14 protein-coding genes are annotated in these 15,173 nt (G+C 53.7%); 9 read left to right on the top strand and 5 right to left on the bottom strand.

What is annotated here, in order from left to right:
* Positions 1-94: 94 nt before the first annotated feature.
* The 4 genes from thrS to KB213_RS00785 form a co-directional block, all read right to left on the bottom strand.
* On the bottom strand, positions 95-2,038 hold the full coding sequence (thrS, locus tag KB213_RS00800) for a threonine--tRNA ligase (RefSeq protein ID WP_068168128.1): 1,944 nt from the start codon (positions 2,036-2,038) through the stop codon (positions 95-97).
* A gap of 137 nt (positions 2,039-2,175) precedes the next feature.
* Complete coding sequence (locus tag KB213_RS00795) at positions 2,176-3,240, bottom strand: glycosyltransferase family 2 protein (protein WP_211679973.1); 1,065 nt, start codon at positions 3,238-3,240, stop codon at positions 2,176-2,178.
* Positions 3,237-4,142, bottom strand: coding sequence for a glycosyltransferase family 9 protein (locus KB213_RS00790; protein WP_211679970.1), 906 nt, complete (start codon positions 4,140-4,142; stop codon positions 3,237-3,239). The genes KB213_RS00795 and KB213_RS00790 overlap by 4 nt, the downstream gene beginning before the upstream one ends.
* A gap of 72 nt (positions 4,143-4,214) precedes the next feature.
* Positions 4,215-4,850, bottom strand: coding sequence for a nucleotide exchange factor GrpE (locus KB213_RS00785; RefSeq protein ID WP_211679967.1), 636 nt, complete (start codon positions 4,848-4,850; stop codon positions 4,215-4,217).
* Between the two features lie 219 nt (positions 4,851-5,069).
* Between KB213_RS00785 and KB213_RS00780 the strand changes: the two genes are divergently transcribed.
* Both KB213_RS00780 and KB213_RS00775 read left to right on the top strand, forming a co-directional pair.
* On the top strand, positions 5,070-5,819 hold the full coding sequence (locus KB213_RS00780; RefSeq protein WP_211679965.1) for a response regulator transcription factor: 750 nt from the start codon (positions 5,070-5,072) through the stop codon (positions 5,817-5,819).
* Between the two features lie 180 nt (positions 5,820-5,999).
* Entirely contained in the window at positions 6,000-7,769 is a 1,770-nt protein-coding gene (locus KB213_RS00775) for a stimulus-sensing domain-containing protein (protein ID WP_249110157.1), read from the top strand.
* 17 nt (positions 7,770-7,786) lie between these two features.
* Here the strand turns inward: KB213_RS00775 and KB213_RS00770 are convergent, their stop codons facing one another.
* Positions 7,787-8,137 (bottom strand): RidA family protein, encoded by a 351-nt coding sequence (locus KB213_RS00770; protein ID WP_211679963.1) that lies wholly within the window; start codon positions 8,135-8,137, stop codon positions 7,787-7,789.
* Positions 8,138-8,267: 130 nt separating this feature from the next.
* Between KB213_RS00770 and KB213_RS00765 the strand changes: the two genes are divergently transcribed.
* From KB213_RS00765 to KB213_RS00735, 7 genes are all read left to right on the top strand, one after another.
* A complete protein-coding gene (locus KB213_RS00765) occupies positions 8,268-8,699 on the top strand; it encodes an HPr kinase/phosphorylase (RefSeq protein ID WP_211679959.1) in 432 nt (143 codons plus the stop codon).
* Positions 8,700-8,872: 173 nt separating this feature from the next.
* Positions 8,873-9,820, top strand: a complete 948-nt coding sequence (rapZ, locus tag KB213_RS00760) for an RNase adapter RapZ (RefSeq protein WP_211680538.1) — start codon at positions 8,873-8,875, stop codon at positions 9,818-9,820.
* Positions 9,817-10,326: a PTS sugar transporter subunit IIA gene (locus KB213_RS00755; protein WP_068167783.1), complete on the top strand. Its 510-nt coding sequence runs from the start codon at positions 9,817-9,819 to the stop codon at positions 10,324-10,326. Before rapZ ends, KB213_RS00755 begins: the two co-directional genes overlap by 4 nt.
* A gap of 14 nt (positions 10,327-10,340) precedes the next feature.
* Entirely contained in the window at positions 10,341-10,622 is a 282-nt protein-coding gene (locus KB213_RS00750) for an HPr family phosphocarrier protein (protein WP_068167785.1), read from the top strand.
* Positions 10,615-12,474: a phosphoenolpyruvate--protein phosphotransferase gene (ptsP, locus tag KB213_RS00745; protein ID WP_084366830.1), complete on the top strand. Its 1,860-nt coding sequence runs from the start codon at positions 10,615-10,617 to the stop codon at positions 12,472-12,474. Before KB213_RS00750 ends, ptsP begins: the two co-directional genes overlap by 8 nt.
* Before the next feature lie 80 nt (positions 12,475-12,554).
* Positions 12,555-13,634, top strand: a complete 1,080-nt coding sequence (locus KB213_RS00740; protein ID WP_211679957.1) for a branched-chain amino acid aminotransferase — start codon at positions 12,555-12,557, stop codon at positions 13,632-13,634.
* Positions 13,635-13,716: 82 nt separating this feature from the next.
* A complete protein-coding gene (locus KB213_RS00735) occupies positions 13,717-15,138 on the top strand; it encodes a mannose-1-phosphate guanylyltransferase/mannose-6-phosphate isomerase (RefSeq protein WP_211679953.1) in 1,422 nt (473 codons plus the stop codon).
* Positions 15,139-15,173 lie beyond the last annotated feature (35 nt).

Raw genomic sequence — 15,173 nt, 5'->3', positions numbered from 1 at the left:
GTCCGTGCACGTTTCTCAAAGAGAAGTCCCTGAGGAAGTGCACGGGAAATTACCTCTCAGCACATAGTCTCGTGTGACGATCCGTGCAAGAGGATTACGCTTGTTTGATGGACAAACGTGCGAGATCAGGTGGCGTTGCCTCGGTTGAGAGGGCTGAGAGCGCTTCATCCAGTGTAAGAATGGTCTGTTGTGCTCCGCCGAGGCGGCGCATGGCCACTTTACGCTCTTCTGCTTCACGTCGACCGACAACCAGAATCACTGGAACGCGGGCAAGGCTATGCTCGCGAATCTTGGCATTGATTTTGTCGTTACGCGTATCGGCTTCAGCTTGGATGCCGCGGGCTTTAAGTGCGGTGACAACTTCATGTGCATAGTCGGCGGCATCAGACACAATGCTCGCGACGACGACTTGTGTTGGAGCCAGCCACAGCGGGAATTTGCCCGCATATTGTTCGATCAGAATGCCTAAGAAGCGCTCAAAACTACCAAGGATAGCACGATGCAGCATCACGGGACGGTGACGTTGGCTGTCTTCTCCGATGTAGGATGCGTCTAAACGTTCTGGCAGGACGTAATCTACTTGCAGGGTGCCACACTGCCAGTCACGGCCGATCGCGTCGGTCAGGACGAACTCAAGCTTAGGGCCGTAGAATGCACCTTCGCCGGGGTTTAATTCATAGTTCACGCCTACCAGATCGCAGGCTTTTTTCAGAGCCCCTTCGGCGCGGTCCCATGTTGCATCATCACCGGCGCGGCTTTCAGGGCGGTCTGAGAACTTAATACGGAAGTTTTCAAAGCCGAGGTCTTGGTACACTTCGGCCAGCATACGTACGAACTTGGCTGTTTCATCTGCAATTTGATCTTCTGTACAGAAGATATGAGCATCATCTTGTGTGAAGCCACGAACGCGCATGATGCCATGCAGGGAGCCGGACGGCTCGTAGCGGTGGCAGGCGCCGAATTCGGCCATGCGCAATGGGAGTTCACGGTAAGAACGCAGGCCATGGCGGAAAATCTGCACATGGCAGGGGCAGTTCATAGGCTTCAGGGCGAGGGTTTTATCTTCATCTTCCACTTGGGCGATGAACATATTCTCGCGGTATTTATCCCAGTGGCCGGAGGCTTCCCATAGGGCGCGGTCTACCAGTTGTGGGGTGCGGACTTCTTCATAGCCGTTCCGTTCTTGAGAGCGGCGCATGTAGTCTTGCAGCACATTATACAAGCGCCACCCTTTACGGTGCCAGAAAATCTGGCCCACGGCTTCTTCTTGAATGTGGAATAGGTCCATTTCACGGCCGATGCGGCGGTGATCACGCTTCTCTGCTTCTTCAAGGCGCAGAAGATAGGCGTTGAGTTCTTTCTTGTCGCGCCATGCGGTGCCGTAAATACGGGTTAGCATGGGGTTGCGATGGTCCCCGCGCCAGTAAGCGCCTGCAACGCGCATCAGCTTGAAGGCGTTGCCAATATCAGCTGTGCCGCGCAAATGCGGGCCACGGCAGAGGTCTAGCCACTCACCTTGGCGATAGATCGAAATATCTTCGCTTTCGGGAAGGTCACGGATGAGTTCGGCTTTGAAGTTTTCCCCACGATCTTCGAAGAACTGGATGGCTTCATCACGGTCCCAGACTTCGCGCGTGAAGGGAGCATTGGCCGTGATGATTTCATGCATCTTGGCTTCGATGGCTTCGAAATCATCAGGGGTAAATGGCTTGTCGCGGGCGAAGTCGTAGTAGAAGCCGTCTTTAATGCTTGGGCCAATGGTGACTTGTGTTTCTGGCCAGAGCGACTGCACAGCCTCCGCGAGAACATGCGCAGCATCATGGCGGATCATCTCCAGAACGACGTCGTCTTTTTTGGTGATGAAGCGGATGCTGGAATCGTGTTCAATCGGGGTGGCGAGGTCAAGTTGTTGACCATTAATTTCCATGGCGAGAGCAGCTTTAGCGAGGCCCGGGCCGATGGAAGCCGCGACTGTCGTGCCCGTCACGGTCCCGTCGAAGGTGCGGACGCTTCCGTCGGGTAGTGTGATGGCGGGCATGATGTGCTCCTTTGAGAAAACAAGGCATTTAAACGCAAGGCTGCGCTTAATGGCATAAATGTGGAATGGGCTAAATGGCCTCATTCTGTCTTATGTCGCAAGACCTACGCAGCGGAAAATCAACGAGAAAGATGCGTTTAATGTTGTGTTGTGAAGATGAGAGGAGGGATTCCTGCAGGATTGGGGGCTCGTCCTTCATGCCAGCCAGCATCCATAAAGTGTATGAGAGGCCAGATTCCATAATAGGCATCAGCGGCGACGTCTTGGTTGTTATGGGCGTAGGCTAGGGCATCAAACAGTACGTATTCGTGAGTCTGACCTTGATCATGGCGGCGATGTGCCATGAAGCCTTGGGGGGCATGGATTGGAAATTGAGGGCAAAGTGCTGCGCCGAAAAGGGGGGTGGGATCAATTCCAAGGGTCTGAAAGCGTGTGATGATGCTGGGGGCGTAGATATCAGGGTGGTTTTGATATTCTTCGAGGAAGGCGGCGTTATCACGTTGAAAAAAGTGGAATAGATGGTGCCCGGCCTGTGTGTAAGGGTGCTGGTGGGTTAACTGTTCGGGTGTTGCACCGTCCGGCGTATTGAGTTTCTGGCGGGCGAAGCGTTTGATTGCTTCATAATCTGGGCGGTTGTGCAGATGGAGATACACGAAAGGGGTACGGACGCAGCGCTCGTGGTATCGACTGATGGGAGCATGTAAACCGTGATCAAGGCCTTCAATCGTCTGAGCATGGAAGAGAGCGCGGGATACGCTTTGCGGACGAAAATAACCGGGTGCGTTGGGCACATTCAGTAGGATGCGGTCTGTAACCAGTGTTGCGCGTTCATTTTTGAGAGTAGCGAATTCCGCCAAAATATCATCGGGCTGAACGGAGATGCGGTCGAGGAAAACAGCGATGAATTCGTCACAGTCCATAGGGAGTGCAAAATCGTAATTGTTTTCTTGATCCCACTTTTGAATTACTTCTTGGAATATGGCGCCTTTATTTAAGAAATCATCATAAGTTTTATAGTGATTGATAATTGTCACGCCGCGTTTTTTGTATCGGTTCTGAATGCGCTTGACGTTTGGCTCGGTAGAGCCGTTATCGATGACTGTGAGGTTTTCAAATCCAAAGAGTGCTCCGTGCCACAGCAACCATGGTTCTAAAAGATCGGCTTCGTTCTTTTGCATGGTGATGCAGCGAATTCGGGTCATGGCGGGAGCAGAGCCTCCAAGCGGTCTGGGTGGATCGTTGCTAAATCAGAAGCAGAGATGATGTGCGTCCGTCCAGGGGTAATGGTGAGTGGGGCAGCTAGGCGTGGGTCACTATCCTGACTGAACAAGGTTATGATGTGTGTGTCCATAGCTGCTGCGAGGTGCAGGGGGCCCGTATCATTGCCAATGACATAGTGCGCACGGTGCAATACGCCAGCGAGCTCTGGTAGGCTGGTTTGTCCCGTGAGGTCTACGGCATGGGGGCAGGCGGTTTGTATGGAGGTAGCTAAATATTTTTCGGCTGATGTGCCGACGATTACGGGCAAAACTCCGCGTTGGGTAATGCGTTGTGCCACATCACAAAAGCGTTCAACGGGCCATCGCTTTTGCGGGCGATGTGCGGCAGCGCCGGGTACGAGTACGGCGTAAGGTTTTGGGATGTGTGGGCCCTGTTCTGTCAGCCAGCTGGGGACTTGTCGGGAGAGTGGTGTGATATGTGCCGCGCGTAGCTGATCATCCAATCGGGCGAGAGTGTGCATGTCGTTACGGTGCGGATTCGCGTGGGGCATGCTGCAACGAGGAGCAATGCCGGACCATTGTGTTCCGCGCGTGACAAACTGATGGTAGCGGGATGAACGGCTAGAGGTTTGTAAATCAAAGACGACGTCTTGAGCGCGAAAAAGGCGGGCTAATGTTAAAAGGCCGCGGGGGCGCTTGAGAGACGGACGTGGGTCCAGAGCGATCTCATCAAACCAAGGGCAGCTTTGTGCAAGAGCGACAAAAGGAGCCGTGGTGAGCAATGTGATATGTGCCGTTGGGAAGGCTGCTCTGATGGAGGAAAAAGCTCCAAAAGCTTGCACAAAATCGCCAAGGGCGCCGAGTTTAATGATGAGAAGACGCATGTTTCCGGTCGTGCGCTATGGCTCTGCTCACAGGGTATGGTGACCATGTGAGCAGAGAACATAGTGTGCTAATTACGCAGATGTATCGAGGCCAGTTGTGGCCTTTTCTGCGTTTGGTGTGCCTTTGGCAACGATGACCATGGCAGCCTTCAGGAGGCGGCCTTTGAGCAGCCATGCTGGTGTCCATGCCTGCATGACATGGCCTGGTTCGTGTTCGTCCGATGGCTGTTCAGCCATAGCTTGGTGCAGGTTCGCGTCGAACGGCTTGCCCGTTGGGTCTTCACGGGTGATGCCGTTACGTTCCAAAATGCCGAGGAATGAGCGCTCAGTGCTCTCAAAGCCTTCGCGCAGTTTGGCAACGAGCGAATCTTCACCTTCTGCCTTTGCCGGAAGAGAGGCAATGCCGCGCTGAATGTTGTCAGCGGCTTCCACTACGTCTTTCGCAAATTTCTGAATCGCGTACTGACGCGCATCGTCGACATCACGTTTTGCGCGGTTGCGGATGTTTTGTGCTTCTGCTTCTGAACGGACCCAGCGGTCTTTGAGTTCAGCAACTTCAGCTTCTAGTGCAGCGATACGTGCTTCAGGAGACGTATCTTCCACTTCGTGTTCACCAGCAATCGTGGTGTCTTCATGGGTTCCGTTGGTCTCAACGCCCTGTTCAGGCACGTCGTGGGCCGTTTCCGGATTCTGGTTTTGGTCTGTCATGTCACGACCTTTCTCTGTGGGACGGGCCGACAAGCGGCCCCGTTCTCCACAAGGACATAACGCCGATTGCTCCGAAGGCAAGGGGTAAGCAGCGAAAGAGGGCTTGCAACTGGCGTGGATGTCATTGAAATGCCTTTTTATAGGCCCGAAATAGGGTGTGACTATCCGTGATACGGATGCAACGTTCTTTTCTTTATCTTCAGGAGACGGATCTCTTTCATGGAGAGCACTCGCCCTTTCTCGTCCTCACCGCCGCCGTCACCGGCAGCGCCTATCATCGCTCTGGTGGATGATGATCGTAACATTTTAGCCTCGGTGCAGATGACCCTCGAAGCGGAAGGGTTCATCGTTCATACCTATACGGATGGAGAGAGTGCGCTGCAGGGGATGATGTCCCGCCCGGTTAGCTTGGCTGTGCTGGATGTGAAAATGCCGCGTATGGACGGCATGGAACTCCTTCAGCGTTTGCGTGCACGCTCGACGTTACCTGTGATTTTTCTGACGTCTAAAGATGAAGAATTGGACCAATTGATGGGTCTGCGTCTTGGGGCGGATGATTACATCACTAAGCCTTTCTCCCAGCGTTTGTTGATTGAACGCATGCGTGCGCTATTGCGCCGACAGGATGCGAGCCGGGCCGAAGCAACAGGGACTACCACGCGCGGGGCGGCCTTGGTGCGTGGGCAATTATCGCTCGATGAAACCCGCCATCAGTGTTTATGGAATGGTCAGGATATCGCTTTGACCGTGACCGAATTTTTGCTGGTGAAAGCCTTGGCGTTTCGTCCTGGTATGGTGAAGTCGCGGGATCAACTTATTGATGCGGCGTATGGCGATAATATTTATGTCGATGACCGTACCATTGACAGCCATATCAAGCGCGTACGGAAGAAGTTCCGGCAGGTTGATGATAACTTCAATTATATCGAAACCCTTTACGGGATTGGGTATCGCTACCGCGACGAGTGACGTCAGTTTTGCGATCTAGATCGTACGAAAATTGAAGGTATTAGGAGAGCATGTGTGAGTGACGGGTCATTGTCGCCAATGCGTGATGAAGAACGGCGAGAACAAGGGCAGACCCGTCGTCATGTTCTGGAAGTGCGCCGTCGCCCCGGTATGGTGCGGCGTTTTTTCCATATTGGCGCGATGAAGCGGCGGATGATGCATGTTTTGCCAAAGCGCCGCGCTATGACGCCGCTTTTGGTGCGGATTTTATTGCTTAATATTCTTCCGTTGGCGTTGCTGGCGGTGACGCTGTTATTTTTGGATCAATTTCAAAACTCTTTGCTGGAAACAGATGTGAATGCTCTGCGTGAGCAGGCGCATATTTATGCTGGTGCTGTAGGGCAGTTCGCGGCAAAGCCAGCTCCGCGTGGGGTGCGGAGTTTACCGGGTGAAGATTATGTTTTGGACGCAGCTTTGGCGCGTTCATTTTTGACACGACTGACTGAGCCAAGCCCGAATGCTACGGCACGTTTGTTTGACCCTGATGGAAAGTTGGTGGCGGATAGTCGTGAGGATCGGCGGGTACGTTCGGTGGCGCGACCAGAGCGTGGTGCCGCGTCATCTCTTGCGGTTAAGCATGAGGAACATGTGGATGGAGCGATACCGTCCCTTGAGGGAGATAGCGGAGGCTATGCGCCGGCTTCCACTGGGCGTTCGGTTGAGGCGTTTTATGATTGGTTGGTATCGCTCCTGCCGTTGACGTCCAGTGAAGGGATTGTCACGCTCAATACCCCGGACCCTATTCCGGATACGCCTGTTAGCGGGCGAGCGAATGAAGCTGTGCAAGCCTCCCCGAGGCAAGTTGAACTGCCGCCTTTTATTCGACGTTTACCTGACCATCAGCTGGCTATTACGGTTGTAGAGCCAGTTATCCATGATGGTTTGACGGTTGGGATTATTCAGCTAACGCGACAAGCTCCAGAAGTGGATCGGTCGCTTTTTGAAGTGCGCTCTTCGATCCTTTCCTTGTTCTTGGGCGCGTTGATGGTGACGGTACTGCTCTCATGGTATTTGTCCCGTACAATTGCGCGGCCTTTGTTGAGCTTGGCACGGGCATCGCGGGAAATGAGAGAGTCTGACGGGCGCCGTGATGTTGTGCCGGATCAGCTCTTGATACGCCGTGATGAGATAGGTGTTTTGGCGCGTTCTTTGCGTGGGAGTGCGTTAGCCTTATGGGCGCGGATGGATGATATTGAGCGCTTTGCCGCTGATGTGAGCCATGAAATTAAAAATCCGCTCTCGTCTATCCGGTCGGCAATTGAGACTTTGCCGCGCATTGCTTTGGCAGACCGGCGTGAGCGGCTGTTGTCGATTATGACGAGTGACGTGAAGCGCCTTGATCGTCTGATTACGGATATTTCGGATGCTAGTCGGATTGATGCAGAGTTGTCTCGTGCGCGGCCAGAGCCTGTTTCTGTTGTGGCACTCTTGTCTATTTTGGTGGAGATGCACCAGACAACCCGAAAAGACGATGCTCCAATCTTACGGTTGGACGTGCCGGATAATGGGCCAGCTTTGCGCGCTTTGGCGGTGGAAGACCGTCTCGTGCAAGTGCTGCGGAATCTGATTGGGAATGCTATTTCCTTTTCTCCACCGCGGGGTGTGATTGCGCTGCATGCGAGTTGCCGTGATGTGGCGGGCACAGGCCCCGGAACGGGCAGCGTGATTGAGATTGCTGTGAGCGATCAAGGGCCAGGTATTCCGGCGGGTAAGCTTGAGAATATTTTTGACCGTTTTTACTCAGAGCGCCCTCAGTCTGAGCATTTTGGCCAGCATTCAGGTCTTGGCCTAGCGATTAGCCGACAGATTATTAATGCGCTGCGCGGGCGCTTATTTGCAGAGAATGTTGTTGGGCCAGCGGGAGAAGTGCGTGGAGCGTGCTTCGTGGTGCGCCTGCCAAGTGCAGGCTAAGCACCATGAGATGGGATTTATGCGGTGTGTGATGCCACGACGCTTAAAGCAATGCGCTGACCGGGTTTTTGGAAGCGTGGGACAATCCGTAGTGTCATTGCTGGATGTGTGGCCGTTAATGCACCTTCAATAATGTGCTGGCAGTGTGTGTAGTCTTCACCTGCACGTAACATGGCGATCAGATGGCGGGTATCGCTGAGTGTGAGGTTGTGGGTCTCTAAAGCGTCAGAGATGGCGCTGAGTGCTTGGCGGCATTCTTCAGCCAGATGGGGCGGGCGCTCCCCTTCGGGGGTTAGGCCATTGAAATCTGAGCACGCTACGTTGTCGCCATAGAGTGTAACGTCATGGTGTAGGCGTATATTCAGCATGAGAGATCAGTAAAATCCGCTGTGGTGACGGGGGAGGCGATCATCAAACGCGATGGTCGTACCCAAAAAGAGTGACCTGTTCATACCGCCCGTGTCACGCTCAGGTAAACAGTAAAAGGCATAGAAAGAGATGGCCCGACAGACGGTTCATGCAAGTTGCGTGGCATTTAATGGTGCGGGAATTCTGATTTATGGGCCTTCTGGCAGTGGCAAATCCTTGATGGCATTGGCGCTGATACAGGAAGGTTTTACGCTCGTTTCGGATGATCAGGTTGTGCTGGAGGGAGTGATTGCGCGCGCGCCGGAAACGATTCGAAGTAAGATTGAGGTCCGTGGTGTTGGGGTTTTGGCCATGGAAACTGTGGATACGGTTCCGGTGATTTTGGTGGTTGTTCTAGGGCAGCGTGGGGAGCGTCTGCCGGTGTCTGAGCGTGATCCCGTGACGGGATGTGTTCTGTTGCGTCTGATGGGGACAGATATGGGGGATATTGTGCGTGTGAAGGCCGCATTTGGGGCATGTTTGGGGCGTTATGAATGGGTTGTCGGGGCCGGGAGAGCCTAACACGGCAGTGCTTCTCTAAAGTTTGAGATGGAAAAGCTTTTTTTCTTCGTCAGAAAACGGCTATTTTATCCTTTATGACTTTGGCCAATGATCCCAAACCTGATGCTGTGATGTCAGATCAGCCTGATCTCGACCGATTATCGGTTGAAGATTCGGTCCTTCAGACGGTGCCTATGCCGCATGATGATGGCGGTGATGAGAGTGCACAGTTGCGGCACATCTTGATTGTCACGGGGCTGTCAGGGGCTGGAAAATCGACGACTCTGCGGGTTCTGGAAGATATGGGGCATGAAGTGGTGGATAATCCGCCACTGCATTTGCTGGGTGCTTTGGTGCCCCGTCCGGGTGAACGGCTGGTGATTGGCATTGACGTGCGGAGCCGTGGGTTTGAGGCGTCTCGTGTGTTGCAGGAGTTGGAACGTCTCAAATCTTTGCCAGATAGTCATGTTCAGTTGGTCTATGTCACGGCGGAGCCGGAGGTCTTGCTGCGCCGCTTTACGGCAACACGCCGTCGGCACCCTTTGGTAGCAAGTGGCACAGTCCGTCCTGGTATTGAACAAGAGGCCCGTATTTTGGCACCGTTAAGGGCTGTCGCAGATACGGTTATTGATACGTCAGATTTGCCAGCACCAGAGTTGAAGAGGTTTATTGAAACCCGTTTTGGTGATGGGAGTGGTGAAGGACTGACGGTTGTGTTGATGTCTTTTGCATATCCTGCAGGGCTGCCCCGTGAAGCCGATATGGTTTTTGACGCACGATTTTTACGCAATCCGCACTATAATCCGGCTCTCCAGCCGCGTACGGGCTTGGAAGAAGATGTTGCGGCCTATGTGCGCACAGATAAAGCTTATGCTCCGTTTTTCGATGGTATTATGAACTTGTTAGAATTGGTGCTGCCACGTTTTGTTGAAGAAGGTAAAAAATACGCCACGATTGCTGTGGGGTGTAGTGGTGGGAAGCATCGTTCTGTGACGATTGTAGAGGCTTTGGCGCGTGGCTTGCCACAGGTTTCTCCGGTTGGCCCGTTCATGGTGACGCATCGGGAATTGGCACGACAGGGTGTGGCGACGTGGCGTTGGGCTGTGCCGCCGGTCAGCGCAGTTGATGGGACCGCGTCATGATTGGTGTGCTGCTTGTTATGCATGGGCGTCTTGGTGAAGTCTTGCTTGAGACGTTGGTCCATGTCGTGGGGCCGCAAGCTCAAATTGAGTGTGTTGCAGTGACAGACCACGATGATCCGGTGGCTTTGCGTCCGCAGGCTGATGCTTCTTTGCAGCGGTTGGATACAGGTGAGGGGGTACTGGTCCTTACGGATATTTTTGGTAGTTCTCCGTCAAACTTGGCTTTGTCTTTACGTAATCCGGGGCGTGTGGAAGTGCTGGCTGGGGCGAATGTTCCTATGTTGGTGAAGTTGGCGAAGTCACGCCCATGCTTGGATTTGGCGGGTTGCGTTGAAAAGGCTACGCTTGCCGGGCGTAAATATATTGCGGCTGCCTCACAATTGCCGGATCCGTGTCTGCAAGGTGGGCCGCGGTCAGCCTGTGTTCCGCCGGTTGAGGGGGAACGTCCTCGGCGGCGGCGTGTGCGTACGTGGTATCGGCCCGCGGCCTCCTCTCTCTTATCTTGAAAGCTGGTCCCATCATGGCGGAAGATCTTTTTGTGCGTGAAGTGCGGATTGTAAATCGGTTGGGTTTGCATGCGCGGGCAGCAGCGAAATTGGTGACGACGGCCGAGCGGTTTCAGGCAGAGACAACGGTTGAGCGTGAAGGGAATGTCGTTTCGGCATTGTCGATTATGGGGCTGATGATGTTGGGTGCGGGCGAGGGGGAAGCGGTAACGCTTCGTTCGCATGGTGAGCAGGCATCTGCAGCTTTGGAGGCCGTGGCAGCATTAATTGCAGATGGGTTTGGTGAGCGTGATTGAAACAGCAAGTCGCGGGCGGTCACGTGGGCGTGCGAAGCGTGAGCAAACGCGGATTTTGCGTGGGCGTGCGATTACACAAGGTATCGGACTGGGGACGGCAGGGCGTGTTGAGACGTTACCTCTCCCGGAAATTACGGAGCGTTTGAGCCAACGCGGTGCGGATGTTGAGGCAGCACGTTTTGATGAAGCTGTAGCGCGAGCGCAGCGGCAAATTGAGAAAATACGTCGCCGTTTGGTGCGTCTGCCGGAAGGTGGGCGTGATGATGTTTCAGGTTTGCTGACGGTTTATGATCGTATGCTTGGCCCGTCACGTTTGACGCGACAAGTACGCCAAAAGCTGGAGGGGGATGGGCTAACGGCTGAAGCCGCTGTTGCTGAGGTCAGTGCGGAACTCGCGCAGCGTGTGGCGGAAACAGCGACGGTATCGTCGGCCCTGACGGATGAGAGCGATACGTCTGGGGCGGATGCTTCTTTGCGTTTGGCAGGGGAGTTTGAAGAGATTGGCCGCCGGTTGGTGAGAAACTTGACGGGGGTTTCATACCGCGCGTTTTCAAGCTTGCCGGAGGGTTCTGTTTTGGTGGCGGAGCAATTGCGCCCAGCAGATATTGCAATGATTGACCCAGCCCGTGTTGCTGCTGTGGTAACGGAAGGGAATGGCGGGGCCGATCATACGGCGATTTTGCTGCGTGCGTTGGATATTCCAGCGATTGTTGCTGTTCCGGGGCTGATGGCACAGGTGGCAGAAGGGGACATGCTGGTGGTGGATGCTCATTTGGGCACCATTACTGTGAACCCTAACGCGACGGAGCTACGTCTGGCGCATGAGGCGGCGGCGCGTGAAGCGCGGGAGCGGCGGGCTTTTAGTCGTATCCGGCGTTTACCTGCGGAGTTGCGTAGTGGTGAAAGTATTGAGCTTCTCGCGAATCTAGAATTGGCGTCTGAGCTGCCGATGCTGGTGCGTAATGGTGCGCGTGGTATTGGGCTTTTACGCAGTGAGTTTCTGTTTAGTGATGAAGATGACCTACCCGATGAAGATGGGCAGGCCGCGATTTATCGGACAGTCTTGCAGGGTATGGCTGGGCAGCCGGTGACGATCCGTGTGTTCGATTGGGGTGGAGAAAAGGGACAGGATTATCTGCGTTATGCGGATCAGCCGCAATCCGTCGTCGGGGATAATCCAGCCCTTGGTCTGCGTGGTATTCGGTTGCTCTTGAAGGCGCCTGAGGTCTTGGAGACGCAGTTCGCTGCGATTTTGAAGGCTGCAAGCCCGACGGAAGAGGCGATTGGTCCAGTTCGTGTTTTGCTGCCCATGGTGACCTCATTGGATGAGGTGGTGACCGCACGGGAGATTTATGAGCGTGTGGCGCGTGGGTTGCGCCGCCAAGGTGTAGAATTGCCGGAACCGTTACCGCCTTTGGGGGTCATGGTAGAAACACCTGCTGCGGCGTTAATCGCTGATGCTTTGGTGCAGCATGCTGATTTTATGGCCTTGGGTACAAATGATCTTACGATGTACACGCTGGCGGTGAATAGGGCTGATGCTGCTGTTGCCGATCGGTATAGCCCGCTTCATCCGGCAGTTTTACGTTTGATAGCAACGACAGCAGAATCTGCATTGCGGGCGCATCGTCCTTTGTCCGTTTGCGGTGAAATGGCGGCTGACCCGCGGATCGTAGCGCTTCTTATTGGGTTGGGGGTGCGTAGTTTCTCGATGAAGTCAGCGTCATTGCCGCGTGTGAAGCGTTTAATTCGTACGGTGAGCTTCGAGGAATGTGACCAACTACGCCGTGAGGTAATGTTGGCAACAGAGGCCGATGCCGTGCAGGAAGTATTGCGGCGTTTTGCAACTTAAAACGTGGTGTGTGGGCAGTCGGTTTCTTTTGTGGCACAGTACATTTGTAATCTGGACCACATAAGCCCGAGAGCGCTTGCATGACCGACTTTATCATTGAGCCTACTGCTACTCCAACAGATCCAGCGCGTCGTGCTGAGCTTGTGGCAAACCCTGTTTTTGGCCGAGTTTTTACCGATCATATGGTGATTATTCGTTATTCAGAGGGTAAGGGATGGCACGATGCACGGGTTACGGCGTACCAGCCTTTGAGCATTGATCCGGCATCGACGGTTCTGCATTACGGGCAAGAAATTTTTGAAGGGATGAAGGCCTATCGTACGGCGGATGGGCGTGTTTCAGCGTTTCGGCCGGATGCGAATGCGCGGCGTTTTGCAGAGTCAGCGCGGCGTATGGGTATGGCTGAATTGCCGGAAGAGCTATTCGTACAGGCTGTTGATGCATTGGTACGGATTGATCATGACTGGGTACCGTCGGGTGATGGTAAGGCGCTTTACCTGCGTCCCTTCATGATTTCGAATGAAGTGTTCCTTGGGGTGAAGCCGGCATCTGAGTATTTATTCATCGTCATTGCTTGCCCTGTTGGTAGTTACTTCAGTGGTGGTGCGGTTTCAGTTTGGGTATCTGAACATTACACGCGTGCGGCGCCGGGCGGGACGGGTGAAGCCAAATGTGGCGGTAACTATGCCGGTAGTCTCGTCGCGCAGGCTGAGGCAAAAGAACAGGGCTGTGACCAAGTGCTGTTCCTAGATGCGCGTGAGCGTCGTTATATTGAAGAGATGGGCGGCATGAATGTAATGTTTGTGCGTGATGATGGTGTTCTTGTGACACCGCCGCTCGGTGGGACCATTTTGCGTGGCATTACGCGTGATAGCCTTCTGCGTGTGGCTGCTGATAATGGGATCACGGTGGAAGAAACTCTTCTTGATATCGATGAAGTTTTTGAAGGTGCTGCGTCTGGCCGTTATCGTGAAGCGTTTGCTTGCGGAACGGCTGCGGCGCTTTCGCCGATTGGGTGCTTCCGCCGGACCGGGGGGGAAGCTGTTTTTGGTGATGGCGCAACGATGGGCCCTGTGTCTGCAAAAATGCGGCAGTTGCTGATGAATTTACAATCCGGTCGCAGCAATGATTCTTATGGTTGGGTTCATCCAATCGTTTAATGCGATGGCCTAATCCCGCTTCAACTAACCGGTTGAAGCGGGGCAGAATTTTAACCCAGCATTAAAAAACACGGGGCGTATTATGACCCAGAAAATTGTGCCAGTTGTTTTGTCTGGTGGTACGGGAAGCCGCCTTTGGCCTGTATCGCGCGGGAGCTACCCGAAACAGTTTTGGCCTTTAATCGGGAAAAAAACGCTTATTCAGGATACGGTCCTGCGTGGTTGTGCTGTGGGTGGTGCTGCGCCTGTGGTGGTGTGTAATGCTGAGCATCGCTTTATTGTTGCTGAGCAATTGCGTGAAGTCGGTGTTGAGCAAGCACGTATTGTATTGGAGCCTGTAGGCCGTAATTCAGCCCCTGCGATTGCTGCTGCGGCTTTTTTGGTGGCGGAAACGGACCCAGATGCTGTGCTATGGGTCATGGCAGCGGATGCCTCCATTCAAGATGAGGCGGCTCTGCAAGAGCGTGTGCGTGATGCTGTTACAGCGGCTGAACACGGTTATATCGTGACATTTGGTATGACGCCGACCCGCCCAGAAACGGGATATGGGTATATTGAAGCAGGGGAAGCGCTGGCGGAGCAGCCGGATGTTTTTGCTGTTTCGCGCTTTGTCGAAAAGCCGAACGCACAGCAGGCGGAAGAGCTCCTAAAATCTGACCGTTTTCTATGGAATTCGGGGATGTTTATTGCGCGTGCGAGTGTTTTTTTGGCGGAGATGGAGCGTCTGGCGCCAGATGTGTTCCATACTGTCCAGAAAGCGGTCCAATTGCGGCATACGGATATGGATTTTGAGCGTTTGGATGTGGATGCCTTCGGGGCGGCTCCAGATATTTCGGTCGATTATGCTATTGCTGAGCGTACAAATCGTGCCGCTGTTGTGCCGGGGCAGTTTGGCTGGTCCGATATCGGTAGTTGGGATGCGCTGTGGGATTTGAGTGAGAAAGATGATCAGGGCAATGCTGCGTTGGGGGAAGTTTTCTTAGATCAGACGCAGAATTGTTATGTGCGCTCTGATCATAAGGTGACCACCGTATCTGGTGTGGATGATTTGATTGTCGTGGTTACCACGGATGCGGTGATGATTACGCATCGTGATAAAGCGCAAGATGTGAAAAAAGTTGTGGCACGCTTGAGTGAAGCTGGGCGGCCGGAAGCTCGTGTGCACAACCAGATGCACCGTCCTTGGGGCTTTTATGAAAGTTTGATCCAAGCGGATCGCTTCCAAGTGAAGCGGATTGTTGTCCATCCGGGGGCAAAGCTGTCTTTGCAAAAGCATTATCACCGGGCTGAACACTGGGTTGTTGTGGCAGGTACGGCCGTTGTTACGCGTGATGATGATGAGATTCTCGTACGTGAAAATGAGAGCGTTTATCTGCCGCTAGGGTGTCGTCATCGCCTTGCGAATCCGGGTAAAATTCCGTTAACATTAATTGAAGTTCAATCTGGTCCGTATCTGGGAGAAGACGATATTATCCGTTTTCAGGATGATTATTCCAGACACTGAACATACCAATATCTCCAATGGGGGCGTCTCCTGAC

The organism is Neokomagataea anthophila (genome assembly GCF_018122595.1).
Taxonomy (GTDB): Bacteria; Pseudomonadota; Alphaproteobacteria; order Acetobacterales; family Acetobacteraceae; genus Gluconobacter; species Gluconobacter anthophilus.
This window is presented reverse-complemented; position numbering and strand designations above follow the sequence as displayed.